This window comes from Streptomyces sp. NPDC051364, assembly GCF_040682115.1.
In the GTDB taxonomy this organism is placed as follows: Bacteria; Actinomycetota; Actinomycetes; order Streptomycetales; family Streptomycetaceae; genus Streptomyces.
Genome location: NZ_JBFBAH010000004.1, coordinates 21,349 through 45,841 on the forward strand (window position 1 = coordinate 21,349; position 24,493 = coordinate 45,841).

Annotated in this window: 22 protein-coding genes and 1 pseudogene; 12 read left to right on the forward strand and 11 right to left on the reverse strand. The window is 71.6% G+C overall.

What is annotated here, in order from left to right; translation table 11 throughout:
* Window positions 1-114: 114 nt before the first annotated feature.
* Both AB0M76_RS09695 and AB0M76_RS09700 read right to left on the reverse strand, forming a co-directional pair.
* The gene (locus AB0M76_RS09695; RefSeq protein WP_266663613.1) at window positions 115-753 is read right to left on the reverse strand and encodes a DUF6230 family protein; all 639 of its coding nucleotides are present in this window, start codon (window positions 751-753) and stop codon (window positions 115-117) included.
* 607 nt (window positions 754-1,360) lie between these two features.
* Entirely contained in the window at window positions 1,361-2,365 is a 1,005-nt protein-coding gene (locus AB0M76_RS09700) for a tetratricopeptide repeat protein (protein WP_365952377.1), read from the reverse strand.
* Window positions 2,366-2,625: 260 nt separating this feature from the next.
* On the opposite strand from AB0M76_RS09700, the gene AB0M76_RS09705 reads away from it, so the two are divergent.
* Window positions 2,626-3,252 carry a TetR/AcrR family transcriptional regulator gene (locus AB0M76_RS09705; protein ID WP_365952378.1) on the forward strand — a complete coding sequence of 209 codons (627 nt, stop codon included), beginning with the start codon at window positions 2,626-2,628 and terminating at the stop codon, window positions 3,250-3,252.
* A gap of 203 nt (window positions 3,253-3,455) precedes the next feature.
* Here the strand turns inward: AB0M76_RS09705 and AB0M76_RS09710 are convergent, their stop codons facing one another.
* The 4 genes from AB0M76_RS09710 to AB0M76_RS09725 all read right to left on the reverse strand — a co-directional run bounded on the left by AB0M76_RS09710 (window position 3,456) and on the right by AB0M76_RS09725 (window position 7,432).
* The gene (locus AB0M76_RS09710; RefSeq protein ID WP_365952379.1) at window positions 3,456-5,156 is read right to left on the reverse strand and encodes a methylmalonyl-CoA mutase family protein; all 1,701 of its coding nucleotides are present in this window, start codon (window positions 5,154-5,156) and stop codon (window positions 3,456-3,458) included.
* A gap of 87 nt (window positions 5,157-5,243) precedes the next feature.
* Entirely contained in the window at window positions 5,244-5,573 is a 330-nt protein-coding gene (locus AB0M76_RS09715; protein ID WP_365952381.1) for a DUF3817 domain-containing protein, read from the reverse strand.
* Window positions 5,574-5,647: 74 nt separating this feature from the next.
* Window positions 5,648-6,157, reverse strand: coding sequence for a MarR family transcriptional regulator (locus AB0M76_RS09720; RefSeq protein WP_266663623.1), 510 nt, complete (start codon window positions 6,155-6,157; stop codon window positions 5,648-5,650).
* Between the two features lie 21 nt (window positions 6,158-6,178).
* Complete coding sequence (locus AB0M76_RS09725) at window positions 6,179-7,432, reverse strand: MFS transporter (RefSeq protein ID WP_365952382.1); 1,254 nt, start codon at window positions 7,430-7,432, stop codon at window positions 6,179-6,181.
* 279 nt (window positions 7,433-7,711) lie between these two features.
* Here AB0M76_RS09725 and AB0M76_RS09730 point away from each other — a divergent pair, with 279 nt between their 5' ends.
* On the forward strand, window positions 7,712-8,707 hold the full coding sequence (locus AB0M76_RS09730; protein ID WP_365952383.1) for a DUF5937 family protein: 996 nt from the start codon (window positions 7,712-7,714) through the stop codon (window positions 8,705-8,707).
* Between the two features lie 123 nt (window positions 8,708-8,830).
* Window positions 8,831-9,880, forward strand: a complete 1,050-nt coding sequence (locus AB0M76_RS09735) for a glycoside hydrolase family 6 protein (protein WP_365952384.1) — start codon at window positions 8,831-8,833, stop codon at window positions 9,878-9,880.
* Between the two features lie 58 nt (window positions 9,881-9,938).
* Here AB0M76_RS09735 and AB0M76_RS09740 read toward each other — a convergent pair.
* The 3 genes and pseudogenes from AB0M76_RS09740 to AB0M76_RS09750 form a co-directional block, all read right to left on the reverse strand.
* Window positions 9,939-10,169, reverse strand: a pseudogene (locus tag AB0M76_RS09740) (galactose oxidase early set domain-containing protein); the annotation flags it as partial.
* Between the two features lie 55 nt (window positions 10,170-10,224).
* A complete protein-coding gene (locus tag AB0M76_RS09745; RefSeq protein ID WP_030153812.1) occupies window positions 10,225-10,515 on the reverse strand; it encodes an MTH1187 family thiamine-binding protein in 291 nt (96 codons plus the stop codon).
* On the reverse strand, window positions 10,512-10,862 hold the full coding sequence (locus AB0M76_RS09750) for a DUF3817 domain-containing protein (RefSeq protein ID WP_030295226.1): 351 nt from the start codon (window positions 10,860-10,862) through the stop codon (window positions 10,512-10,514). Before AB0M76_RS09750 ends, AB0M76_RS09745 begins: the two co-directional genes overlap by 4 nt.
* Window positions 10,863-11,041: 179 nt before the next feature.
* Here AB0M76_RS09750 and AB0M76_RS09755 point away from each other — a divergent pair, with 179 nt between their 5' ends.
* The 5 genes from AB0M76_RS09755 to AB0M76_RS09775 all read left to right on the forward strand — a co-directional run bounded on the left by AB0M76_RS09755 (window position 11,042) and on the right by AB0M76_RS09775 (window position 14,401).
* Window positions 11,042-11,680 carry an AIM24 family protein gene (locus AB0M76_RS09755; RefSeq protein ID WP_365952385.1) on the forward strand — a complete coding sequence of 213 codons (639 nt, stop codon included), beginning with the start codon at window positions 11,042-11,044 and terminating at the stop codon, window positions 11,678-11,680.
* Window positions 11,680-12,330: an AIM24 family protein gene (locus AB0M76_RS09760; protein ID WP_030295230.1), complete on the forward strand. Its 651-nt coding sequence runs from the start codon at window positions 11,680-11,682 to the stop codon at window positions 12,328-12,330. Before AB0M76_RS09755 ends, AB0M76_RS09760 begins: the two co-directional genes overlap by 1 nt.
* Window positions 12,327-13,157: an AIM24 family protein gene (locus AB0M76_RS09765; RefSeq protein WP_365952386.1), complete on the forward strand. Its 831-nt coding sequence runs from the start codon at window positions 12,327-12,329 to the stop codon at window positions 13,155-13,157. Before AB0M76_RS09760 ends, AB0M76_RS09765 begins: the two co-directional genes overlap by 4 nt.
* Window positions 13,158-13,220: 63 nt before the next feature.
* Entirely contained in the window at window positions 13,221-13,697 is a 477-nt protein-coding gene (locus tag AB0M76_RS09770) for a MarR family transcriptional regulator (RefSeq protein ID WP_266633215.1), read from the forward strand.
* A gap of 128 nt (window positions 13,698-13,825) precedes the next feature.
* Window positions 13,826-14,401: a PepSY domain-containing protein gene (locus tag AB0M76_RS09775; RefSeq protein ID WP_365952387.1), complete on the forward strand. Its 576-nt coding sequence runs from the start codon at window positions 13,826-13,828 to the stop codon at window positions 14,399-14,401.
* A 283-nt stretch (window positions 14,402-14,684) separates the two neighbouring features.
* On the opposite strand, the gene meaB is transcribed toward AB0M76_RS09775, so the two are convergent.
* Entirely contained in the window at window positions 14,685-15,644 is a 960-nt protein-coding gene (gene meaB, locus AB0M76_RS09780; RefSeq protein WP_365952388.1) for a methylmalonyl Co-A mutase-associated GTPase MeaB, read from the reverse strand.
* Between the two features lie 64 nt (window positions 15,645-15,708).
* Entirely contained in the window at window positions 15,709-16,905 is a 1,197-nt protein-coding gene (locus AB0M76_RS09785) for an acetyl-CoA C-acetyltransferase (protein ID WP_365952389.1), read from the reverse strand.
* Between the two features lie 137 nt (window positions 16,906-17,042).
* Here AB0M76_RS09785 and mce point away from each other — a divergent pair, with 137 nt between their 5' ends.
* From mce to AB0M76_RS09805, 4 genes are all read left to right on the forward strand, one after another.
* Window positions 17,043-17,471: a methylmalonyl-CoA epimerase gene (mce, locus tag AB0M76_RS09790; RefSeq protein WP_030153803.1), complete on the forward strand. Its 429-nt coding sequence runs from the start codon at window positions 17,043-17,045 to the stop codon at window positions 17,469-17,471.
* A gap of 193 nt (window positions 17,472-17,664) precedes the next feature.
* Window positions 17,665-22,200 carry a polarized growth protein Scy gene (gene scy / locus AB0M76_RS09795; RefSeq protein WP_365952390.1) on the forward strand — a complete coding sequence of 1,512 codons (4,536 nt, stop codon included), beginning with the start codon at window positions 17,665-17,667 and terminating at the stop codon, window positions 22,198-22,200.
* A gap of 193 nt (window positions 22,201-22,393) precedes the next feature.
* Window positions 22,394-23,332, forward strand: coding sequence for a cellulose-binding protein (locus AB0M76_RS09800; protein ID WP_030153801.1), 939 nt, complete (start codon window positions 22,394-22,396; stop codon window positions 23,330-23,332).
* 137 nt (window positions 23,333-23,469) lie between these two features.
* A complete protein-coding gene (locus tag AB0M76_RS09805; RefSeq protein WP_365952746.1) occupies window positions 23,470-24,492 on the forward strand; it encodes an ABC transporter ATP-binding protein in 1,023 nt (340 codons plus the stop codon).
* Window position 24,493: the final 1 nt, after the last annotated feature.

The window sequence follows — 24,493 nt, forward strand, 5'->3', positions numbered from 1 at the left end:
GGACTACAGCTCCCTGGAAACGGTGGTACGGAGAACTAGGTGGAGCCCCGGACGGGCGGGCGGAATCGGCTGCAGCCGGCACCGACCGCCCCTCCGGTCACGCTCCGGGACGAATTACTTCTCGTCCTGGTAGCACGGCTGGTCGCCGCCGAGCAGGCGCAGCTTGAGGTCGGGCAGCTTGAACGTACCCGCCGTCGTCGCCCATGCCTTCTGGCGCACGTTCGACAGAATCGCCTTGTCGGCGCGCTGGGAGAACGCGTAGGGGCTCGCGACCGTACCGGCCTGCGGCTTGGTCTTGTGGCTCGCGTCGCCCACGGCGACACCGATGTCCAGGTTCTTGAACTCGGCGTCGGTGTCGAGCTCCGCAACATCCAGGTAGATGTTGTCGGCGACGGCCGGCTTGCCCTTGTGGCCCGTCCGCAGCTGCAGCGTGATGTTGCCCAGCGGGGTCGGGGTCACCAGCGACTGGCACATGTTGGTGATCTCGGCATGGCTGAACCCGGAGATGGTCACCGGGTGGTGCGCAGCGTTGCCCTTGAGGTCGTGACCCTCGGCGATACCGCCGTACTGAATGAGGTTGTCACCGTCGAGCTTGTCGGCCGAGACCTTGAAGTCCTGGCCGGACACGGCGAAGGACGCCGCGAGGGCACCCTGCGCCAGACCCACACCGACCGCGGCGGTTGCCGCGATGCTCGGCACCATGACGAGCGCGAAGCGCTTCCATCTGGTCCCGCCACGAACCTGAGAACTCATTATTCGTTCCTCCTTCTCGGACGTACATCTCCGGTCCGGGCCGTACCCGTCCTGGGATGGGAGAAGTGCTACGTCCTCGGGAAGGAGCGCAGGCGGCCGAGCCGCGACAGAGCCGCGTCCGGTACACCGGCGTTCACCCCCGAGCGACAACCACTGGGTCACGCGTTCGCGCAACCAGGAGGACAGGCTCCGCCGGTGTGGCGAAGACCCCCCTGTCCCGCAGCCGGCGCCACAGGCACCGGCCGGCCCGGTGGGGACCCTCCACGCGGCTCCGGATGAGCGGCTCTGCGGGAAGGACCGAGCGTCGCCGATCGTGGTCCATTCCAGGCCGGGACACAAGGGGGTTCGTTACTGGCGGGTAACGGGAAGATAACCGGGGATCGACCCGGCGCCATCGGGTGACGACGCAGGGTGTCACCAAGGGCCACGACAGAGCGTCGGATTTATGAACACACCGGACAGATCGCGGGGTTCCTCTTACTGCGAGTAACAGCGGCCACAATTGCCAAGTTTTGGCAAAGTGCGGCCGCTGTTTATCTCTGTGTCAACAAATCGCCGGTGGTCCGGCGGTCTCCCGGACGCTTCCGGAAGGGACACGGAGCGGGCTCTAGAACAGCACCCGCGCGAGCGCCGTACGCGCCGCCGCCACCCGGGGATCGTCCGCCCCGATGACCTCGAACAGCTCCAGCAGCCGCACCCGTACCGCGTCGCGGTCGGCGCCGGCCGTCACCCGGACCGTGTCCACCAGGCGCCCGAAGGCGTCCTCCACGTGGCCGCCGACCAGATCCAGGTCCGCGGCGGCGATCTGGGCCGCCGGGTCCTTCGGGTCCTCGGCCGCCGCGGCGCGCACCGCCTGCGGGTTCATGTCCTTGACCCGGGCGAGCAGCTCGGCCTGGGCCAGGCCGAGCTTGGCCTCGGTGTTGGCCGGGTCGTCCGCCAGTACGTTCTTGTACGCCTGCACCGCGCCGCCCAGGTCACCGGCGTCCAGCGCGACGACCGCCGCCTCGAGCAGCGCGTCGTACGGGCCCGCCGGGGCCGCGGCCTCGGCGGCCGGGGCGCCCGCGGGAACGCCCTCGGCGTTCGGGTCCACCTCGATGCCGATGATCCCGAAGCGCTCCTCGGCGACCTGGACCAGCTGCGCCAGGGTCGCGCGGATCTCCTGCTCGGGCGCCACGCCCTGGAACAGCGGCAGCACCTGGCCCGCGACCACGGCGAACACGGCCGGGATGCCCTGGATGCCGAACTGCTGCATCAGCATCTGGTTGGAGTCGACGTCGACCTTGGCGAGCAGGAGGCGGCCGTTCGCCTCGATCGTCAGGCGCTCCAGCAGCGGGCTGAGCTGCTTGCACGGCTCGCACCACTCGGCCCAGAAGTCCAGGACGACCGGGACCTCGGCGGAGAGCTGGAGGACGTCGCGTTCGAAGCCGGCCTCGTCGACGTCGATCACGAGCGCGGACGGCGCCGCGGCGCCCGCGGACGCGGGTGCGCCACCCTGGGCGGCCTGCCGGACCGCTTCGGCACGGGCCTGCTCGGCCTTCGCCTTGGCCTCGCCGGCCGCCTTCACCGCGGCAAGGTCGACGACACCGCTCATGGACATGTTTCTGGGCTGCATGCGTACATCCTCCCCCGTGTGTGCGCGCCGACGAAAAAGATCGGCCGAAATGCCTTCTTGCCCGCGTCGGGCCGATCGGTTGTGCGGTAGTCATGTGGTGTGGCGCCGGGTCCCCACCTGGCGCCGGTAGCTCTTCGCGTGGTCGTCGCTCTTACGCTACGAGCCGTAGCGTAACTCCTCGCGGCCTTTCGCGCCCCGTGATCTCAAGCACAGCATTTCGGGGGGCTCCGGTTCCGCTACCGACGGGTATGGTCTGCGCCATGCGCAAGCCCAGCCCCCCGACAGGACGCACCGGCCGCCCCCGCAGCGCCGCTGCGGACGCGGCGATCCTCGCCGCGACGCGGGACGCGCTGGTCGAGCTGGGCTGGTCGAAGCTGACGATGGGCGACGTCTCGGCCCGGGCCGGGGTCGCCAAGACCACCCTCTACCGCCGCTGGGCGGGCAAGAACGAGCTGGTCGTGGACGCGGTCGCGGAGCTCTTCGACTCGCTCGAGCTCCCCGACCGGGGCTCCCTCGAAGCCGACATAGAGAACGTGGTCCTCCAGTTCGCGGCGCTGCTGCGGCGGCCGGAGGCCCGTACGGCCCTGATGGCCGTCGTCGCCGAGTCCACCCGGGACGAGGCCCTGCGCGACCGCATCCGGTCGGCGATCGTGGACCGGCAGAAACGTCTCGTCGTACTGGGCCGCGAACGGGCCCAGGCCCGCGGCGAACTCCCGTACGAGGAGGACGAGAGCCTCACCGGCCGCACCACGGACCTGATCTTCGACGTGATCGCGGGCACGGTGGTCCACCGCGCGCTGGTCAGTTGCGAGCCGGTGGACGAGGCCTGGGTGTCCACCTTCACGGCCCTCCTGATGCACGGCCTCCAGGGCCCGGCCCACGTCTGAGCCCCGGATCGGCCCGGGCGAACGGAAAGGCCGGTCCCGGCCGCCCCCGCAGGGGCCGCCGCGACCGGCCTTCCGCCGAACGGGGGCGGGCTGGTGCCGCGTTGTCGCAGCACCCTGGTACGTCCAGTACCAGCGTGCCGCTCCGCCTTGCGATGCACCGCACCGGACGACGCGAAAACGAAACCCCACTTCACCAAGGCCGCTCAGAAGCCCGGCGGCTCCGTGTACGTACCCCACTCGTCGCGCAGCACGTTGCAGATCTCGCCGAGCGTGGCCTCGGCGCGCACCGCGTCCAGCATCGCCGGAATCATGTTCGACCCGTCGCGGGCGGCGGCCAGCATGGCGTCCAGCGAGGACTTCACCTTGGCGTCGTCGCGCCGCTCCTTGCGCGCGGCCAGCTCCTGGACCTGCACGCGCTCCACCTCGTGGCTGACGCGCAGGATCTCCAGGTCCCCGGTCACCGACCCGTGGTGCACGTTGACGCCGACGACCCGCTTGTCGCCCTTCTCCAGGGACCGCTGGTACTGGAAGGCCGACTCGGCGATCTCCCCGGTGAACCAGCCGTCCTCGATGCCGCGCAGGATGCCCGAGGTGATCGGTCCGATCGGGTGCTGCCCGTCCGGGTGGGCGCGCAGGCCGCGCTCCTTGATCTGCTCGAAGATCTTCTCGGCGTCGGCCTCGATGCGGTCAGTGAGCTGCTCCACGTACCAGGAACCGCCCAGCGGGTCGGCCACGTTGGCCACCCCGGTCTCCTCCATCAGCACCTGCTGCGTGCGCAGGGCGATCTCGGCCGCCTGCTCGCTGGGCAGCGCGAGGGTCTCGTCGAGGGCGTTGGTGTGCAGGGAGTTGGTGCCGCCGAGGACGGCCGCAAGGGCCTCGACCGCGGTGCGTACGACGTTGTTGTACGGCTGCTGCGCGGTCAGCGAGACGCCGGCCGTCTGGGTGTGGAAGCGCAGCCACATCGACTTCTCGCTCTGCGCCGCGTACACCTCCTTCATCCAGCGCGCCCAGATCCGGCGGGCGGCGCGGAACTTGGCGATCTCCTCGAAGAAGTCGAGGTGCGCGTCGAAGAAGAAGGAGAGGCCGGAGGCGAAGTGGTCCACGTCCAGGCCCCGGGAGAGGCCCAGTTCCACGTAGCCGAAGCCGTCGGCCAGGGTGTATGCGAGCTCCTGCGCGGCCGTGGCCCCGGCCTCGCGGATGTGGTAGCCGGAGACGGACAGCGGCTTGTACGCCGGGATGCCCTTCGCGCAGTACTCCATGAGGTCGCCGATGAGGCGCAGGTGCGGCTCGGGTTCGAAGAGCCACTCCTTCTGGGCGATGTACTCCTTGAAGATGTCCGTCTGGAGGGTGCCGTTGAGCTGGGCCGGGTCCACCCCCTGCCGTTCGGCGGCGACCAGGTACATGCAGAAGGCGGGCACGGCCGGGCCGGAGATCGTCATCGACGTGGTCACATCGCCGAGCGGGATGTCCTTGAACAGGACCTCCATGTCGGCGGCGGAGTCTATGGCGACCCCGCAGTGGCCGACCTCGCCGAGGGCGCGGGGGTCGTCGGAGTCGCGCCCCATGAGGGTCGGCATGTCGAAGGCCACGGAGAGCCCGCCGCCGCCGGCGGCCAGGATCATCTTGTAGCGCTCGTTGGTCTGCTCGGCGTTGCCGAACCCGGCGAACTGGCGGATGGTCCAGGTCCGGCCGCGGTATCCGGTGGCGTGCAGGCCGCGGGTGTAGGGGTACTCCCCCGGCCAGCCGATGCGCTCGAATCCCTCGTACGAGTCACCGGGCCGGGGCCCGTAGACGGGATCGACGTCATCCCCGGAGAGCGTGGTGAAATCGGCCTCGCGCTTGCGGGCATTGTCGTAACGGGCCTGCCAGCGGCGGCGGCCCTCCTCGATGGCGTCAGCGTCCATACCCACGAATTTACTAGGACGTCCTAGTAAATGTCGATGGGAAACCCCGGGGAGTATCCCCGGGGTACCCGATGGGCGAGCGGCGCTCTAGGCGTCGACGGTGGCCACGGCGTCCACGACCAGCGGCTCGACCTCGGCGCGGACCTTGCGCTCGACGAAGAAGGCGGCCAGCGGGATCGTGCCGGAGGCGAGCACCCAGAGCAGCTTCGGGAACGGCCACCTGGCCTTGGAACCCAGGTCGAAGGCGAACACCAGGTAGATCATGAACAGCACACCGTGCACCTGGGAGACCGCCAGGGTCAGGTCGGCGCCGGTGTCGAAGCCGTACTTGAAAACCATGCAGGTGCAGAGGATCAACAGCATGACCGCGGTCAGGTAGGCCATGACGCGGTAGCGGGTCAGCACGCTTCGTTTCATGGATACGAGCGTAACGATCCGTTTTGCGCGATCTTGACGGGGGCCCGGTGACGGCGGCCGCTACTGCTCGGCTGCTACTGCTCGTCGAAGTCCGCGGCGGCGATCCGCAGGGGGCGCAGGAGCGCGAAGATCTCCTGGCACTCCTCGGCGTCGTACGCGCGCAGCCCGAAGTCGACCGCCATGAGGTCCTTCGTCGCCGCCTCGACGACCTCGCGGCCCTTGTCCGTGATGGAGGCGAGCGTGCCGCGGCCGTCGTTCGGGTTCGGCCGCTTGGCCACCAGCCCGGACCGCACCAGCCGGTCCACCGTGTTCGTCACCGACGTCGGGTGGACCATCAGCCGCTCTCCGATCTTCGACATCGGCAGCTCGCCGGCCTTGGAGAAGGTGAGCAGGACCAGCGCCTCGTAGCGCGCGAAGGTCAGCCCGTACGGCTTGACCACCGAGTCGACCTCGCCGAGCAGGATCTGGTGCGCGCGCATGATCGAGGTGATGGCGGCCATCGAGGGCACCGGCCCCCAGCGGCGCTGCCACAGTTCGTCGGCGCGGGCGATGGGGTCGAAGGGGAGGCTGAGCGGCTTGGACACGTACCCGACCCTACCGGGCGGTCATTTGGCCGTGGGCCCCGTCTCATTCTTCGGTCCGCCCTCCCGCCGGTTCGCGGACCGCAGTTCGGCGAGGAGAAGCAGGACCACCGCCGTGCCGAGCACCGCGGCGCCGGTGACGACCACGTGTACCGGCAGGAACTCGGCGGCCAGCCCGGCCAGGGCCATGCCGACGCCCTGGAGGGTCATCAGACCGGTGCTCAGCAGGGTCATCGCCCGGCCGCGCAGCTCGTCCGGGACGGCGTCGACGTACCACTGGTCGAGGCCGAGGCTGTACGCGTGCGCCAGACCGGCGAGCAGCAGGGCGGCCAGTACGGTCACCACCCCGGGCCGGACGGCGTATACGAGCAGCGGCAGCAGGCCGGCGGCGGCGAGCGGGGCCACGAGCCGGGAGCGGGCACGGGGGCCGAGCGCCGAGCCGGCCCACAGTTCACCCGCGATGGTGCCGACGGGCAGGGCGCACATCATCACTCCCAGCGCGGCGGTGTCGGCGCCTATGCCGTCGGCGTACGGGACGAGCAGCGCCTCGGGGGCGATGACGAAGACGGGCGGCAGCCAGAACAGCAGGGTGAGCGCCCGCAGCCGGCGGTCGCCGAGGACGGCGCGCAGCCCGGCGAGCGGGGAGGTGCGGTCGGCGCCGGCGCGGGCCGGCCGGGCCCGGGTGCCGAAGCGCAGCAGCAGGGCCGAGCACAGGAACCCGGCGGCGGTCAGCGCGATGGCCGCGCGCGGGGCGAGGACGGTGAGCAGCAGCCCGCCGAGGCCGAAGCCGATGAGCTGGGCGCTCTGGGCCACCATGCGCATCAGCGAGCGGCCGAGGACGAAGGCGTCGCCGGGGCCGAGGATGTCGGCGAGGGAGGCGTTGCGCGTGCCCTGGAACAGCGGTGCGACGAAGGCCATGGCGCAGCGCAGGACGAGGAGCCCCGCGACGGGGGTGCCGGGCAGGACCATGGCCGCCGCGCAGGCTGCGCAGACGAGGTCGCACCCGACGAGGACCCGGCGGGCGGGCCGTCGGTCGGCGATCCCGGCGAGGAGCGTGCCGCCGAGGGCGTACGGGAGGAAGCCCAGGGCGAAGGTGAGCGCGCTCATCAGGGGCGAGCCGGTGGTGCGGAAGACGAGGACGGTGAGGGCGATCTCGGCGACGACGATGCCGAGGACGGACATGAGGTGTGCGGCGAAGACGGGCCGGAACTCCCGGACCCGGAAGACGGACCGGTAGCCGCCGGCGGTCGGCGAGGTGGCTTGGTTGACGGTTGCCATGCGGTGACCTTGCGGGGCTACGGTTGGTGAACACAGTGATTCGGCCTGTGGCGAATCACTGTGTTCACCAACCGACCCCGCCGGTATTTGAGGCGCTGGGGGTCCCCCCCAGCTCGGCGAGGGGGAGGGTTCGGGGGCAGCGCCCCCGCAACGGCGCCGCAGAGGGGCGCGGGGCCCGGGGCCGCGCCCCGGGATACGGAGAAAGGGCGGGGCGGGGAGAGGTTCCGCGCAGCGGAAACCGCGGGCACGGACCAACCGCCACAGCCCGGAGGGAGCGGCATGGTGTTCCATTTCCGGTTCGGGCCCGGGGATTTGTTGCGCTGCCGGTTCTCGATCTCGCCCCGCTGGGAGACCCAGGAGGCGGTCCGGACCCTGATGAGGCCCGCCCGGCAGGCGTACCACCTGCCCTGGCTGCGGCAGATCCGCGTGGCCGCCGACGGGCTGGACCTGCGGCCGCTGTGGCTGCTGATGCCGCGCACCGGCCACAACCCCGACTTCCTGAGCCCGCCGCCGGTCGGCCCCTCCGTCACCTTCGAGGAGGAGCTGGCCCGGGTGCGGTCCTCGGCCGCCGATCCGGAGGCGCTGCGCGAGGACCTGCGGCGCGCCCTCGTCTGCACCCCGGGAGCCGTCGAGAGCGAGCTCGGGCGGCGGATGCTCGCGGATCCGGCCCGGGCCGTACAGGAGTTGGCCGATCTGTACGAGCAGGCGTGGGCAGCGCTGATCGCCCCGCACTGGCCGCGGCTGCGGGAGCTGCTGGAGGCGGACATCCTGTTCCACTCGCGGCGGCTGGCGGCGGGCGGGCTGGAGGCGCTGTTCGACGGCCTCCACCCGGACCTCAGGTGGTCGGACGGCACGCTCACCATCGACCGCCCGACCCACCACGACCGCTCCCTGGACGGGCAGGGCCTGCTCCTGATGCCGAGCGCGTTCGTGTGGCCGGAGGTGGTCGGGGGGTACGACCCGCCCTGGCAGCCGACGCTGGTCTACCCGGCGCGCGGTATCGGTGCCCTGTGGACGGCTTCGCCGGGCCCGACCCCGCAGGCGCTGGCACGGCTGCTGGGCCGGGGCCGGGCGGACGTGCTGTGCGCGCTGGACGAGCCGGCCTCCACGACGGCGCTGGCCCGCCGGCTCGGCCTGGCACCGGCCACGGTCTCGGCGCACCTGAAGGCCCTGCACGGGGTGGGCCTGCTGGTCTCGGCCCGCCACGGCCACCGGATCCTCTACGAGCGCACCCCGCTCGCCATCGCCCTGACCACGGGCTCCCGGTCGGTGTAGCCGGGTTCCGGTGCCTCCAGGCGGCGGCACCTGCGGTGTCGCGGAGCAGGGCTCACTGACCGTCATGTCACGATATGCCGGTCCTTGATTCCGCGTACCGACCCTTCGTCCCGAGGAACCCGGATGCCAGGCCGACCCAGCCCACGCCCCAGACCCCTCACCGCCGCACTCGGCCTCGCGCTGCTGCTCGCCGCGGCGCCCGCCTGCGGCAGTCCGGAAGCCGCCCGGGAGTCCGCCCCCTCGCACGCCCCCGCGGAGGCTCCGCCGGGGGCACCGGGCCAGGCCGCGCCCGCCACATCCCCGTTCTGGGTGGACCCCCGGAGCGACGCCGCCCGGCAGGTCGCCGCCTGGGAGGCCCAGGGCCGCAACAGCGACGCCCAGGTCCTGCGCCGGATCTCGGAACGGCCCATGGCCTTGTGGGGGCCCGGCGACGACCCCGGTCCCGAGATCCGCCGGGCCGCGAAGAGCGCCAGGCCGGCGGGCCGGGTCCTGGTGCTCACCGCGTACAACATCCCGTACCGCGACTGCGGAAGGCACTCGGCCGGCGGGGCGAAGAACGCCACCGCCTACCGCAACTGGATCGGCGCCTTCGCCGACGGCATCGGCGACGCCAAGGCCGTGGTCGTCCTGGAACCGGACGCCGTCCCGCACATCGTGGACGGCTGCACCCAGGCCGACCACCACGACGAGCGCCTGCGGCTCCTCGCCGAGGCCGTCACCCGGCTGAAGAAGAACCGGAACACCAAGGTCTACCTGGACGCCGGCAATCCGGCCTGGATCCCGGACCCGATGAAACTGGTCGCACCCCTCTACAAGGCCGGGCTCGACCAGGCCGACGGCTTCTCCCTCAACGTCTCCGGCTTCCAGCCCGACGCGGCCGGCCGGGAGTACGGCGCCCGCATCTCCCGGGCCGCCCACGGCAAGCACTTCGTCATCGACACCAGCCGCAACGGCGCGGGCCCGCTCCCCGGCGACGGCCACGAGGCCTGGTGCAATCCACCGGGCCGCGCCCTCGGCGTCCCGCCGACCGACAGGACGGGCGACCCGCTCGTCGACGCGTACCTCTGGATCAAGCGGCCCGGCGAATCCGACGGTCCCTGCCGCGGCGGCCCGGGGGCGGGCAAGTGGTGGGCGGACTACGCACTCGGCCTGGCCGCCCGCAGTAAGGAGTAAGGAGTAAGGAGTAAGAGGCAAGGAGTGCGGAGCAAGGAGCGGCCACCCCCGCCAGGGGCTACTCCCCCGGCACCGGCTCCGGCTCCGGAGCCCGCACCTGGAGCCACTTCGCCACCGAAGGCGTCCCGTCCGCGTCCGTCACGAACAGCATGTACGAGCCCGGCGGCACCAGCGTCGGGTCCTTCGGCACCTCGACCGTCACCGAGCCGGCCGCCTTGGTCAGCCCGAGCTCGATCGACCGCTGCTCGACGTCCGTGGTGTGCGTGACCGCGCTCGGCCCCATCAGCCGCCCCCGGACAGGGCCGTACGGGCGGTCCGGGGGGGGAGGGGTGGGGTGGGCCGGGTCAGGCCAGGTGGCGTTCCACCGTCTCCACCTTCGACGTCAGCCCGTCCACCACCCCGGGACGGATGTCGGCCTTCAGGACGAGCGACACCCGCGGCGCCCGCTCCTCCACGGCCGCCACCGCGCGCTTGACCACGTCCATCACCTCGTCCCACTCACCTTCGACCGAGGTGAACATCGCGTCGGTGCGGTTCGGCAGACCCGACTCCCGTACGACGCGCACCGCATCGGCCACGTACTCGCCGACCTCTTCGCCGACCCCCAGCGGAGTCACCGAGAACGCGACGATCATGCGGCGTTCGCCGCCTCGCGCCGGGCCCGGGCCGCCAGCACGCTGTCGGCCTCCTCGCGCTTGAGCAGCTTGTCGCCGTACAGGCCGCCGAAGGGCACCAGCGCGAGCACGAAGAACAGGGCGGCCTTCTTGGCCGGCCACTTCGCCTTGTTCCAGACGTCGGCCAGGAAGACCAGGTAGATGAGGAACAGGATCCCGTGCAGGCCACCGAGAGGCATCATCAGGTAGTCGATGTCGGAGATCCGGCTCAGCAGCGAGCCGAAGATCAGCAGGGCCGGGAACGACAGCGCCTCCGGTACGGAGACGAGGCGCAGCCGGTGCAGGGCGGAAGCGGTCTTGATGTCCACGGTGAGCCTTCGGGGTGGTGGCCGGGGGTCCGTCCCAGTGTCTCAGCCGCATTGCGGGATCTTGACCGGGGGTCCGCGGGGGTCCGGCGGGCCCGCCGCGGGTGTGCGAGATGCCGCAGTCGCCGGATATAGGCCACGGGGCCCTGTTCGCCTCCGCCCGCTGCCGATAACGTCATCCCGTGGCTCAGTTCCGACTCCAAGGCAGCAAGGTGCTCGCCGTCGACCTGACCGGGGATGCCGTGAAAGCGAAAAACGGCTCCATGGTTGCGTACGACGGCCAGATGGCCTTCAAGAAGATGACCGGCGGCGGCGAAGGCCTCCGGGGCATGGTGACCCGTCGACTGACGGGTGAGCAGATGACCGTGATGGAAGTGCAGGGGCACGGCACCTGCTTCTTCGCCGACCGCGCGAGCGAGATCAACCTGGTGAACCTGCGCGGTGAGAAGCTCTACGTCGAGTCCAGCAACCTGCTGTGCACCGACGCGGGTCTGCGCACCGGCACGACCTTCACCGGGCTGCGCGGCGCGACGACGGGCAACGGCCTGTTCACGACGACCGTCGAGGGCTCCGGGCAGGCGGCGATCATGTCCGACGGCCCGGCCGTCGTGCTGCGCGTCAGCGGCCAGTACCCGCTCTCCGTCGACCCGGGGGCGTACATCGCGCACACCGGCAACCTCCAGCAGTCCTTCCAGTCCGGGGTGAACTTCCGGACGCTGATCGGCGAGGGCTCCGGCGAGTCGTTCCAGATCCGCTTCGAGGGCGAGGGCCTGGTCTACGTGCAGCCCAGCGAGCGCAACACCATCGGGGGCGACGTCTGATGCCGTTCCGCGAGATCAACTCGAAGATGGTCGAGGCCCAGGTGATCCCGGGGCAGCGGATGTACAGCCAGCGCGGCGCGATGCTCGCGTACCGCGGCGAGGTCTCCTTCACCCCGAGCCTGACCGGCGGTCAGGGCGGGGTGATGGGCATGATCGGGCGCCGCGTGGCGAACGAGCAGACTCCGCTGATGACGGTCGAGGGCAGCGGCACCGTGATGTTCGGCCACGGCGGCCACCACATCCAGGTGATCGGCCTGACTGGGGAGACCCTGTACGTCGAGGCCGACCGGCTGCTCGCCTTCGACGGCACCCTGCAGCAGGGCACGATGTTCATGGGCTCGCAGGGCGGCGTCATGGGCATGGTCCGCGGTCAGGTGACCGGCCAGGGCCTGTTCACCACCACCCTCAAGGGGCACGGCTCGGTAGCCGTGATGGCCCACGGCGGGGTCATCGAGCTCCCCATCACCCCGAACCGGCCGGTCCACGTCGACCCGCAGGCGTACGTGGCCCACCACGGGGACGTCAGGAACAAGCTCTCCACCGCGCTCGGCTGGCGCGACATGGTGGGGCGCGGCTCGGGCGAGGCGTTCCAGCTGGAGCTGTCGGGCCAGGGAGCGGTGTACGTGCAGGCCTCGGAGGAGAAGCTGTGAATTTCGGCCCTGTCATCGGCGGGCCCGGAGGCCCGACGGTCTTCGACCCGCACACCCTGCCCTCCGACGACAACGTGAACGCGTACACCTTCTGCGTGGAGCTCAAGGGGAGCCAGTGGTTCCTGCAGAAGGGCAAGATGATCGCCTACTACGGGCGCATGGAGTTCAACGGCGTCGGCAACGGGCGCTTCGACCGGCTGCTGCGCACCAGCTTCCACTCGCCGCTGCACGCGGCCGACTGGGTGGTGGCCGAGGGCCAGGGCAAGATGCTGCTGGCCGACCGTGCCTTCGACGTGAACTCGTACGACCTGGACAATGGGAACCTGACGATCCGGTCGGGCAACCTGCTGGCCTACCAGCCCACGCTCGCCCTCAAGCAGTCGATCGTGCCGGGGTTCCTGACCTTGATCGGAACGGGGAAGTTCGTGGCGGCGTCCAACGGGCCGGTGGTGTTCATGGAGCCGCCGATGCGCGTGGACCCGCAGGCGCTGGTGGGCTGGGCGGACTGCCCGTCTCCCTGCCACCACTACGACCACGGCTACATGTCGGGTGTCATCGGCGGGCTGCGCTCGCTGACCGGCATCGGCGGCAGCTCCGGCGAGGAGCACCAGTTCGAGTTCGTCGGGGCCGGGACGGTGCTGCTGCAGTCGTCGGAGATGCTGATGGCGGAGAAGGCCGTCGGAGCGGTCGGCGCCGGCGCGGAATCGGCGGGCGTGCCCGGGGCCGGGTACGGCGGCGGCCACGGCCAGCAGGGCCCGCTGGGGCAGCTGGGCGTACCGCGGATGCCGGGGCAGCTGGGTGACATCCAGCGGCGCCTCGGACTGTGATCTTCAGCTTTCCATTTTTTGTACGTAATTCAACTTCTTAGGTAGAGTTCATTCATGGAGACCATGGAGACCGAGACGGCCACGCGCTGGCTGACCGACGCCGAGCAGTGCACCTGGCGCACCCATCTGGACGTCAGCAGGCTGCTGATGCACCAGCTGGAAAAGGATCTCCAGCCCTTCGGACTCACCAACAACGACTACGAGATCCTCGTGAACCTCTCGGAGTCCGAGGACCACCGGATGCGGATGAGCGATCTCGCCACGTCGACGCTGCAGTCCAAGAGCCGGCTGTCCCACCAGATCACCCGCATGGAGACGGCCGGCCTGGTCGTCCGCGTGAACTGCGAGTCCGACCGCCGGGGGCTGTACGCCGTGCTGACGGACGAGGGCATGGAGCTCATGCGGAAGGTCGCCCCGCACCACGTGGCGTCCGTCCGCCGGCACTTCATCGACCTGCTGCCGCCGGAGGCCCTGGCGGCGCTGCGCGCCTCGCTGGAGCCGGTCGCGAGCCACCTGCGCGACCAGCGCGGCAAGGCCTGACACCACCCCGGACGGCGCCCGTCCCGGGTGCCGTCCCCGGCGGCAGCCCGGAGAATGGGTGGTAACGCTCGCTCGCCGGCCGCCCGCCGGGCAACCGTAAGCGCATGGCCGGCCCGAGGAGGTCAGCCATGCACAGCAAGCACAAGGCGTACGTCGCGTCGGCCGCGGCCGTGGTCCTGGCGTTCGGGGGCCCGGTGGCGGCCGCCGCCGCACACACGGCCGACGCGGCGAGAACCGCCTCGTCGGCCGCTTCGGCGCGCGCCGACGTGGACGCCGAGGGGGCCGCGGCCGCCGCGCTGAAGAAGTACCCCGGTGTCGTGGAGTCCCTCGACAAGGACAACGCCGTCTGGCACGTCGACATCATCGGCAAGGACGGCAAGCACGCGGAAGTGACGGTCGACTCCCGCAGCGGCAACGTGTCCACCGACAACGCGGACGACGGCAGCGACGACGGCAGCGGCGGGAACAAGGAGCTGCTCGCCGCGAAAGTCACCGCCCAGCAGGCGATGAAGGCGGCCGTCGCCGCCCACCCCGGCCAGGTCTGGTCGGTGGAATGGGACGACGATGACGACAACGGCTCCCGCTACTGGAACGTCGAGGTCAAGTCCGGCGGCAAGACCACGAACGTCCACGTCGACGCCACGACGGGCAAGGCGACGGTGTCCGGCTCGGACTCGGACGGCGACGACAACGACAACGACTGACTCGCGCCGGTCCGCGGGTTCCGATGCGGACCGGATCGGGCGCCCCTAGACTGGCGAACGCCCGGATTACCCCGATCTTCGAGGGAGTGGCGTCATGGCCAAGCGCGGCAACAAGAAGCGAGCACGCAAGAAGAAGAAGGCGAACCACGGCAAGCGTCCCAACGCCTGACCGGTCCGCCCCGCAGACGTACGAGAGCCGCGCCCCGGAAGAACCGGGGCGCGGCTCTCGCGTGCGTACGCCGTACGGAGGCGGCCGCAGGCCCTACGCGGGCCTGCGGCCCGCTCAGGCCTCCGTGAGCGTCGCCAGGAGCGTGTCCGCGGCCGCGTACGGGTCCAGCTCGCCGGCCGCGACCCGGGCCGCCAGGGCGTCGAGGTGGGCGTCCCCGTGCACGTCCGCCATCCGGGCCCGCAGGGACGTCACCGCGATGGTCTCCACCTCGCGCGCGGCCCGGGCCGTACGGCGCTCGGCCAGCACCCCGCGCTCGCCCATCCACGCCCGGTGCTTCTCCAGGGCCTCGACCAGCTCGTCGATGCCCTGGCCGCGGGCCGCGACCGTCTTCACGATCGGCGGCCGCCAGTCCTCCCGGCCCCGTGCCTCGCCCAGCCCCAGCATGTGGTTCAGCTCCCGGGCGGTCGCGTCCGCGCCGTCCCGGTCCGCCTTGTTCACCACGTACACGTCGCCGATCTCCAGGATGCCCGCCTTCGCGGCCTGGATCCCGTCGCCCATCCCGGGGGCCAGCAGCACCACCGAGGTGTCGGCCTGCGCGGCGATCTCCACCTCCGACTGCCCGACCCCGACCGTCTCGACCAGGATCACCTCGCAGCCGGCCGCGTCCAGCACCCGGATCGCCTGCGGGGCGGCCCAGGCGAGGCCGCCCAGGTGGCCGCGGGTGGCCATGGAGCGGATGTAGACCCCCGGGTCGGAGGCGTGGTCCGACATCCGGACCCGGTCGCCGAGCAGCGCACCGCCGGAGAACGGCGAGGACGGGTCGACGGCGAGGACGCCGACCCGCTTGCCGGCCTTGCGGTACGCGGAGACCAGCGCCGAGGTCGACGTGGACTTGCCGACGCCCGGGGATCCGGTCAGGCCCACCACGTAAGCCCCGCCCGTCAGCGGGGCCAGCGCTGCCATCACCTCGCGCAGCTGCGGGGACGCCCCCTCGACCAGCGAGATCAGCCGGGCCACCGCCCTCGGCCTGCCCTCACGCGCCTGGGCCACCAGCTGGGGGACGTCCACCGTCATACGTGCTGCGCTCCTCTGTTCTCGCTGCGGTTACCGCTACGGCTGCTTCTGCGGGCTGTGCCGGTCAGGGAACCCGGATGATCAGGGCGTCGCCCTGGCCTCCGCCGCCGCACAGTGCGGCCGCGCCGACCCCGCCGCCCCGGCGCTTCAGCTCCAGCGCGAGGTGCAGCACCACGCGGGCGCCGGACATGCCGATCGGGTGGCCCAGGGCAATGGCGCCGCCGTTGACGTTCACCCTTTCCGGGGTCACGCCGAGGTCCTTCATTGACTGCACGGCGACCGCCGCGAAAGCCTCGTTGATCTCGATGAGGTCCAGGTCGGAGACCTCGAGGCCGTCCTTCTTCAGGGCGTGCAGGATGGCGTTCGACGGCTGCGACTGCAGCGAGTTGTCCGGACCCGCCACGTTGCCGTGGGCGCCGATCTCGGCGATCCACTCCAGGCCCAGCTCCTCGGCCTTCGCCTTGCTCATCACGACCACGGCAGCCGCGCCGTCGCTGATCTGGGAGGAGGTGCCGGCGGTGATCGTGCCGTCCTTCGCGAAGGCCGGGCGCAGCTTGCCGAGGGACTCCACCGTGGTCTCCGGGCGGATGCCCTCGTCCTGGGAGAAGACGACCGGGTCGCCCTTGCGCTGCGGGATCTCGATCGGGGTGATCTCGGCCTCGAAGACGCCGTTCTTCTGCGCGGCGGCGGCCCGCTGGTGCGAGGCGGCGGCGAACTCGTCCTGCGGGGCGCGCTCGATGCCCAGGCGGGTGTTGTGCTTCTCGGTGGACTCGCCCATCGCGATGTTCTCGAAGGCGTCGGTGAGGCCGTCGTAGGCCATCGCGTCCAGCATCTCGATCGCACCGTACTTGAAGCCCTCTCGAGACTTCGGCAGCAGGTGCGGGGCGTTGGTCATGGACTCCTGGCCGCCCGCGACCACGATGTCGAACTCGCCGGCGCGGATCAGCTGGTCGGCCAGCGCGATCGCGTCGAGGCCGGAGAGGCACACCTTGTTGATGGTGAGCGCCGGCACGTTCATGGGGATGCCGGCCTTGACAGCGGCCTGGCGGGCGGGGATCTGGCCCGCGCCGGCCTGCAGCACCTGGCCCATGATCACGTATTGCACCTGGTCACCGGCGATGCCGGCCCGGTCCAGCGCGGACTTGATGGCGAACCCGCCGAGGTCGGCGCCCGAGAAGGACTTCAGCGAGCCGAGCAGCCGCCCCATGGGCGTGCGGGCCCCGGCGACGATCACTGACGTGGTGTTGTTCGTTCCGGACATGGAGCACAGCCCCTTGAAGATGAGGAGTGAACGAGGGTTTACCTGAATGTACTGAGCAGTACCCGCGCCGTCACCGGGCAGTCGGTGTGATCGCTGGCACGTTGCGTGACCACCCTCCTCGGCGGTGCACTGGTCCCATGCTGACAAGAATCGACCACATCGGGATCGCCTGCTTCGACCTGGACAAGACCGTCGAGTTCTACCGTGCCACGTACGGCTTCGAGGTGTTCCACTCCGAGGTCAACGAGGAGCAGGGCGTGCGCGAGGCCATGCTCAAGATCAACGGGACCTCCGACGGCGGCGCCTCCTACCTCCAGCTCCTCGAGCCGACCCGCGAGGACTCCGCGGTGGGCAAGTGGCTGGCCAAGAACGGCGAGGGTGTGCACCACATCGCCTTCGGCACCGAGGACGTCCTGGGCGACTCGGAGGCCATCCGCGGCAAGGGCGTCCGGGTCCTCTACGACCAGCCCCGCACGGGCTCGATGGGCTCCTCGATCACCTTCCTCCACCCCAAGGACTGCCACGGAGTCCTCACCGAACTGGTCACCTCCAACCCCGACCATTGATGGACCACTGATGGCCCGATTCCCCGGCCGGTAGAGTGGCCATGGCTCGGCCGGGGTTCGGTGCGGAGACGGGGTCGGGGCCTGTGATCCCTGCCCCGGTATCTGACACCATTCCCCCGGGGGCGTCGTTCAGCGGGCGAGCGATGCTCAATTGGGAGTGAGCTTGCGACCAGGGGACGGATGGGACCGCGCTGTGCGGGGCTACGAAAGCCAGGAGAGCCATCAGGCTGAAGCCGACCATCTCTCGCGCTTCGAAGCCGAGATGGAGCGGCTGAAGAAGGAGCGCGGGAAGGCCGTCCAGCACGCCGAAGACCTCGGGTACCAGGTCGAGGTGCTGCGCGCCAAGCTCCACGAGGTACGCCGCAATCTGGCGTCCCGCCCTGCCTACGACGGCGCGGACATGGGCTACCAGGCGGAGCAGCTGCTCCGCAATGCCCAGATCCAGGCCGACCAGATGCGCTCGGACGCCGAGCGCGAGCTGCGCGATGCCCGGGCGCAGACCCAGCGCATCCTGCAGGAGCACGCCGAGCACCAGTCGCGCCTGCAGGCCGAGCTGCACGCCGAGGCCGTCAATCGCCGCCAGCGCCTGGACCAGGAGCTCAACGAGCGCCGCCAGACCGTCGAGGCGCACGTCAACGAGAACGTCGCCTGGGCCGAGCAGCTGCGCGCCCGTACGGAGTCCCAGGCCCGCCGGCTCATGGACGAGTCCCGCGCCGAGGCCGAGCAGTCCCTGAACGCCGCACGCGCCGAGGCCGCACGCGTCGCCGAGGAGACCCGGCGCCGGCTGGCCGCCGACGCCGAGGCCGCCCGTGCGGAGACCGAAGCCACGCTGCTGCGCGCCCGCAAGGAGGCCGAGCGGCTGCTGACCGCCGCTTCCGCGCAGGCCCAGGAGGCCACCGAGCACGCGGAGCGGCTGCGCAGCAGCACCTCCGCCGAGGCCGAGCAGACCCGGCAGCAGACCCTCGACCTCGGTCGGGTCGCGGAGCAGCGGGTCCAGGAGGCCGACGGCGCCCTGCGCTCCGCGCGCGCCGAGGCCGAGAAGCTCCTCGCGGACGCCAAGGAGAGCTCCGCCCGGCAGCTCGCGTCGGCGGAGTCCGTCAACGAGCAGCGCACCCGCACCGCCAAGGAGCAGGTGGCCCGGCTGGTCGGCGAGGCCACCAAGGAGGCCGAGGTCCTCAAGGCCGAGGCCGAGCAGACCCTCGCCGACGCCCGCGCCGGCGTCGAGCGGCTGCGCGCCGAGGCCGCGGAGCAGGCCCGCGCGGCGGCGGCCGAGGACACGGCCGCCCAGCTGGCGAAGGCGGCCCGCACGGCCGAGGACGTACTGAACAAGGCCTCCGAGGACGCGCGGGCCACCACCCGCGCCGCGTCCGAGGAGGCGGAGCGGATCCGCCGCGAGGCCGAGTCCGAGGCCGACCGGCTGCGCCTGCACGCGGCGACCACGGCCGACGAGCTCAAGGGCGCCGCGAAGGACGACACCGAGGAGTACCGGGCCCGGACCGTCGAACTCCAGGAGGAGGCCCGGCGGCTGCGCGGCGAGGCCGAGCAGCTGCGCGCCGAGGCCGTCGCCGAGGGCGAGCGGATCCGCGGCGAGGCCCGCCGCGAGGCGGTCCAGCAGATCGAGGAGGCGGCCCGGACCGCCGAGGAGCTGCTGGGCAAGGCCAAGTCGGACGCGGACGAGCTGCGCGGCGGGGCGAGCGCCGAGAGCGAGCGGGTCCGAGCCGAAGCGGTCGAGCGGGCCACCACGCTGCGCAAGCAGGCCGAGGAGACCCTCGAGCGGACCCGCACCGAGGCGGAGCGGCTGCGCGGCGAGGCCGACGAGCAGGCGGAGGCCGTACGGGCCGAGGCCGACGCGGCGGCGCGTGCACGGCGCGAGGAGACCGAGCAGGCCGTCGCCGCGAAGCGGGCGGAGGCCGACGAGGAGCTCGTACGCCTGCACTCGGAGGCCGAGAGCCGGCTGGACACGGCCGAGCAGACGCTGCGCGACGCCCGCGGGGCGGCGGAGAACATCCGCCGGGAGACCACCGAGGAGATCGACCGCCTGCGCGCCGGGTCGGCGGAGCGGATCCGCAGCCTCCAGGCGCAGGCGGAGGCGGAGGCCGACCAGCTGCGCACGGACGCGGCGGACGACGCCGGGCGGGCCCGGGCGGAGGCCGAGCAGGTCGCCGTACGGCTGCGCAGCGAGGCGGAGTCCGAGGCGGAGCGGGTGCGTATCGAGGCGCAGGAGACCGCGGACCGGCTGCGTGCGGAGGCCAAGGCCGCCGCCGAGCGGGTCGCCGCGGAGGCCGCCGAGGCGCTGGCCGCCGCACAGGAAGAGGCCGCCCGGCGCCGCCGGGAGGCCGAGGAGACCCTCGCGTCGGCCCGGACCGACGCGGACAGCGAGCGGGCCCAGGCCCGCGAGCAGAGCGAGGAGCTGCTGGCCGCGGCCCGCAAGCGCTCCGAGGAGGCGCAGGCCGAGGCGGCCCGCCTGACCGAGGAGGCGGAGCGGCGCGCCGCGGAGCTGGTGTCGGCGGCGGAGACCACCGCCCAGCAGGTACGCGACTCCGTGGCCGGTCTGCACGAGCAGGCCGAGGAGGAGATCACCGGGCTGCGCAGCGCCGCCGAGCACGCGGCGGAGCGTACGAAGACGGAGGCCGAGGAGGAGGCTGCGCGCGTCCGCTCGGACGCCTACGACGAGCGCGAGCGGGCCACCCAGGACGCCAACCGGATCCGCACCGAGGCGCGTTCCGAGACGGACGCGGCGAAGGCACTGGCCGAGCGCACGGTCGGCGACGCGATCGCCGAGGCGGAGCAGCTGCGCAGCGACACCGCCGAGTACGCACAGCGGGTGCGTACGGAGGCGACGGACGCGCTGGCCGCGGCCGAGCGCGACGCGACCCGTACCCGGGCCGATGCACGTGACGACGCGAACCGGATCCGCGGCGAGGCGGCGGAGTCCCTGGAGTCCTCGCGCACCGAGGGCGGCCGGATCGTCGCCGAGGCGACGGCGGAGGCCGAGCGGCTCACCGAGGAGACTCTGACGGCCAACGCGGCCACCGTCGGCGAGGCCACCGCGGAGGCGGAGCGGATCACCGCCGAGGCGGCCGAGGCGGCCGACGCCACCCGCACCGAGGCGGCGGGCACCCTGGACGAGGCGCGCTCGGAGGCCAACCGGCTGCGTACCGAGGCCGCGGAGCAGGCGGACCGGCTCATCACCGAGGCCGCGTCCGAGGCGGAGCGGCTCACGGACGAGACGCGTTCCGCGAACGAGGCGACGGTCGGCGAGGCGACGGCTAAGGCCGAGCGGCTCACCCGGCAGGCCACCGACATGCTGGCCGCGGCCGAGCGGGATGCGACGCGGATCCTGGTCGACGCCCGCAACGAGGGCGACCGGCTGGTCGACGAGACGCGTGCGGCCAACGAGGCCACCGTCGGCGAGGCAGCGTCGGAGGCCGAGCGGCTGCGTACGGAGGCGGCGCAGACCCTGGACGACGCCCGCGCGGAGGGCGGCCGGATCATCGGCGAGGCCACCGCGGAGGCGGACCGGGTCACGGTTGCGGCGAACGAGACCCTGGCGAGCGCCGAGCGGGAGTCCGAGCGGACCCTCGACGAGGCGCGCGCGGAGGCGGGCCGGCAGCGCAGCGAGGCAGCCGAGCAGGCGGACCGGCTCATCACCGAGGCGGCGTCCGAGGCGGACAAGCTCACCGAGCAGACCCGCAAGGACAACGAGCGCACGGTCGGCGAGGCCCAGGCCGAGGCCGAACGGCTGCGTGCGGAGGCGTCGGAGGCCCTGGCCTCGGCGCAGGAGCACGCGACCCGTACCCGGTCGGAGGCCGAGCGCGTCAAGGCCGAGGCGGCGACCGCGGCGGAGCGCACCCGTACGGAAGCCCGCGCGGAGTCCGAGCGGCTGCTCGACGAGGCCCGCGAGGAGGCCAACAAGCGGCGCAGCGAGGCTGCGGAACAGGTGGACCGGCTGATCACCGAGGCCGCGTCCGAGGCGGACAAGCTCACCTCCGATGCCCAGGCGCAGGCCCTGGCCGCCACGACGGCGGCCGAGGAGCAGGCAGACGCGATGGTCGACGCGTCCCGCAAGGAGGCCGTGCGGATCTCCTCGGAGGCGACGGTCGAGGGCAACTCCCTGGTGGAGAAGGCCCGTACGGACGCGGACGAGCTGCTCGTCGGGGCGCGTACGGACGCCGCTGCCATAAGGGAGCGGGCGGAGGAGCTGCGCTCCCGCGTCGAGGGCGAGGTCGAGGAGCTGCACGAGCGGGCCCGCCGGGAGTCGGCCGAGCAGATGAAGTCGGCGGGCGAGCGCGTGGACAAGCTGGTCCGGGCGGCGACCGAGCAGAGCGTCGAGGCCGAGGCGAAGGCCAAGGCGCTGGTGTCGGACGCGAGCAGCGAAGCGAGCAAGGTCCGGATCGCGGCGGTGCGCAAGGCCGAGGCGCTGCTCAAGGAGGCCGAGCAGAAGAAGGCCGAGGTGACCCGCGAGGCCGAGAAGGCCCTCGCGCAGGCGAAGGCGGAGGCGGAGCGTCTGGTCGACGAGGGGCGCCGTGAGCTGGAGGTCCTGGTGCGCAGGCGCGAGGACATTCAGGCGGAGATCTCCCGTGTCCAGGACGTTCTTGAGGCGTTGGAATCATTCGAGGCGCCTTCGGGTGGCGGAAAGCCCGCGGTCGGCGGCCAGGGCGCGGGGGGCGTGAAGGCGGGGGCTGCTGCGGGTTCCACTCGTTCGGGTGGCAAGTCGTCGGAGGGCTAGTCAGCGAGCGAGATGTGTGTTCCTGATGAAGGTTCAGGCGAACGAGTGACAAGCATTCTGCCGCCTTGCCACTCAAAAGGGGTGTCATTGTCCAGATCAATCGTGGATTGACTCGAAGACACGCCGCTTCGGCGCCTAGGATTCCCCTAACACCTCACGTAGCACCTCATCGGTCTCATTCGACAGGAACCCCATGAGCGACACTTCCTCCCCCTTCGGCTTCGAGCTCGTGCGGCGTGGTTACGACCGCGGTCAGGTGGACGACCGCATTACCAAGCTGGTCTCCGACCGCGACAGCGCCCTTGGACGTATCAACTCTCTGGAAAAGCGGATCGAGGAGCTGCACCTCGAGACGCAGAACGCCCAGGCCCAGGTGAGCGACGCCGAGCCGTCGTACGCCGGCCTCGGCGCCCGGGTCGAGAAGATCCTGCGCCTGGCCGAGGAGGAGGCGAAGGACCTGCGCGAGGAGGCCCGTCGCGCGGCCGAGCAGCACCGCGAGCTCGCCGAGTCGGCTGCCCAGCAGGTCCGCAACGACGCCGAGTCGTTCGCCGCCGACCGCAAGTCGAAGGCGGAGGACGAGGGCGTCCGCATCGTCGAGAAGGCCAAGGGCGACGCTTCCACCCTGCGCGCCGAGGCCCAGAAGGACGCTGCCTCCAAGCGCGAGGAGGCCGACGCCCTGTTCGAGGAGACCCGCGCCAAGGCCGCGCAGGCCGCCGCGGACTTCGAGACCAACCTGGCCAAGCGCCGCGAGCAGTCCGAGCGCGACCTGGCCTCGCGTCAGGCCAAGGCCGAGAAGCGCCTCGCGGAGATCGAGCACCGCGCCGAGCAGCTGCGCCTGGAGGCCGAGAAGCTGCGTACGGACGCCGAACGCCGCGCCCGCCAGACCGTGGAGACCGCGCAGCGCCAGGCCGAGGACATCGTCGCCGACGCCAACGCGAAGGCCGACCGCATCCGCAGCGAGTCCGAGCGCGAGCTGGCGGCGCTCACCAACCGCCGCGACTCCATCAACGCCCAGCTGACCAACGTCCGCGAGATGCTGGCGACGCTGACCGGTGCGGCCGTCGCGGCGGCCAACCCGATCGTCGACGACGAGCCCGTCACCCGCGGCGTTCCGGCGCAGCAGAGCCGCTAGTACGCCGGGCAGTTCACCGGCGGTCGACCTGTCGGCCACTCACCGGCTACTCGCTGGTAGCGAAAGTCCCTGCCCGAGGGCCCTGTGTCACCTGTTTGAGGTGGCGTGGGGCCCTCGGGCGTTCTAGCGTGAGCCGCATGATCGAGCTTGAGGGCCTTACCAAACGATTCGGCGCGAAGACCGCCGTGGACCACCTCAGCTTCCAGGTCAGACCGGGGGTGGTGACCGGCTTCCTCGGCCCCAACGGGGCTGGGAAGTCCACGACCATGCGCATGATGCTCGACCTCGACAACCCGACCAGCGGTACGGTCCGGATCGACGGGAAGCACTACCGGGACCTGCCGGAGCCGCTGAAGCACATCGGGGCGCTGCTGGACGCGAAAGCCATGAACGGCGGCCGCAGCGCATACAACAACCTTCTCTGCCTTGCCCAGTCGAACCGGATCCCGGAGAGCCGGGTGGCCGAGGTACTGGATCTTGTCGGGCTGACGCCCGTGGCAAAGAAGAAGTCGAAAGGATTTTCGCTCGGCATGGGCCAGCGACTGGGAATCGCCTCTGCGCTGCTGGGTGACCCGGAGATCCTCATGTTCGACGAGCCCGTCAATGGTCTGGACCCGGAGGGAATTCTCTGGATCAGGAATCTGATGAAGGGGCTGGCGGCAGAGGGAAGGACGATCTTCGTCTCCTCCCACCTGATGAGCGAAATGGCGCTGACCGCAGACCATTTGATCGTCATCGGCCAGGGAAAGCTTCTGGCCGACATGTCTATGGCTGATTTCATTCACAAGAACTCGCGCAGCTACGTCCGGCTGCGCTCGCCGCAGCAGGAGCGGCTCAAGGACCTCCTGCACGAGGCCGGGATCGACGCCATCAGCGTCCCGGCCACCGGCACGCTGGAGATCGACGGGGTGGCCGCGGAGCAGCTCGGCGAGCTGGCCGCCCAGCACCAGATCGTGCTGCACGAACTCAGCCCGCAACGGGCTTCACTGGAGGAAGCGTTCATGCGCATGACGGCGGACTCCGTCGAGTACCACGCCCACGCGCCGGGCGCCCCGGGCCTGTTGCCCGGGCCCGGCCAGGCGGCCGACAACCCGGCCCGGCCGGCCGACGTCCCCGCGTGGGGCGCCGGTCACGAGGCGACGCGCAAGGGCGGCGAGTGAC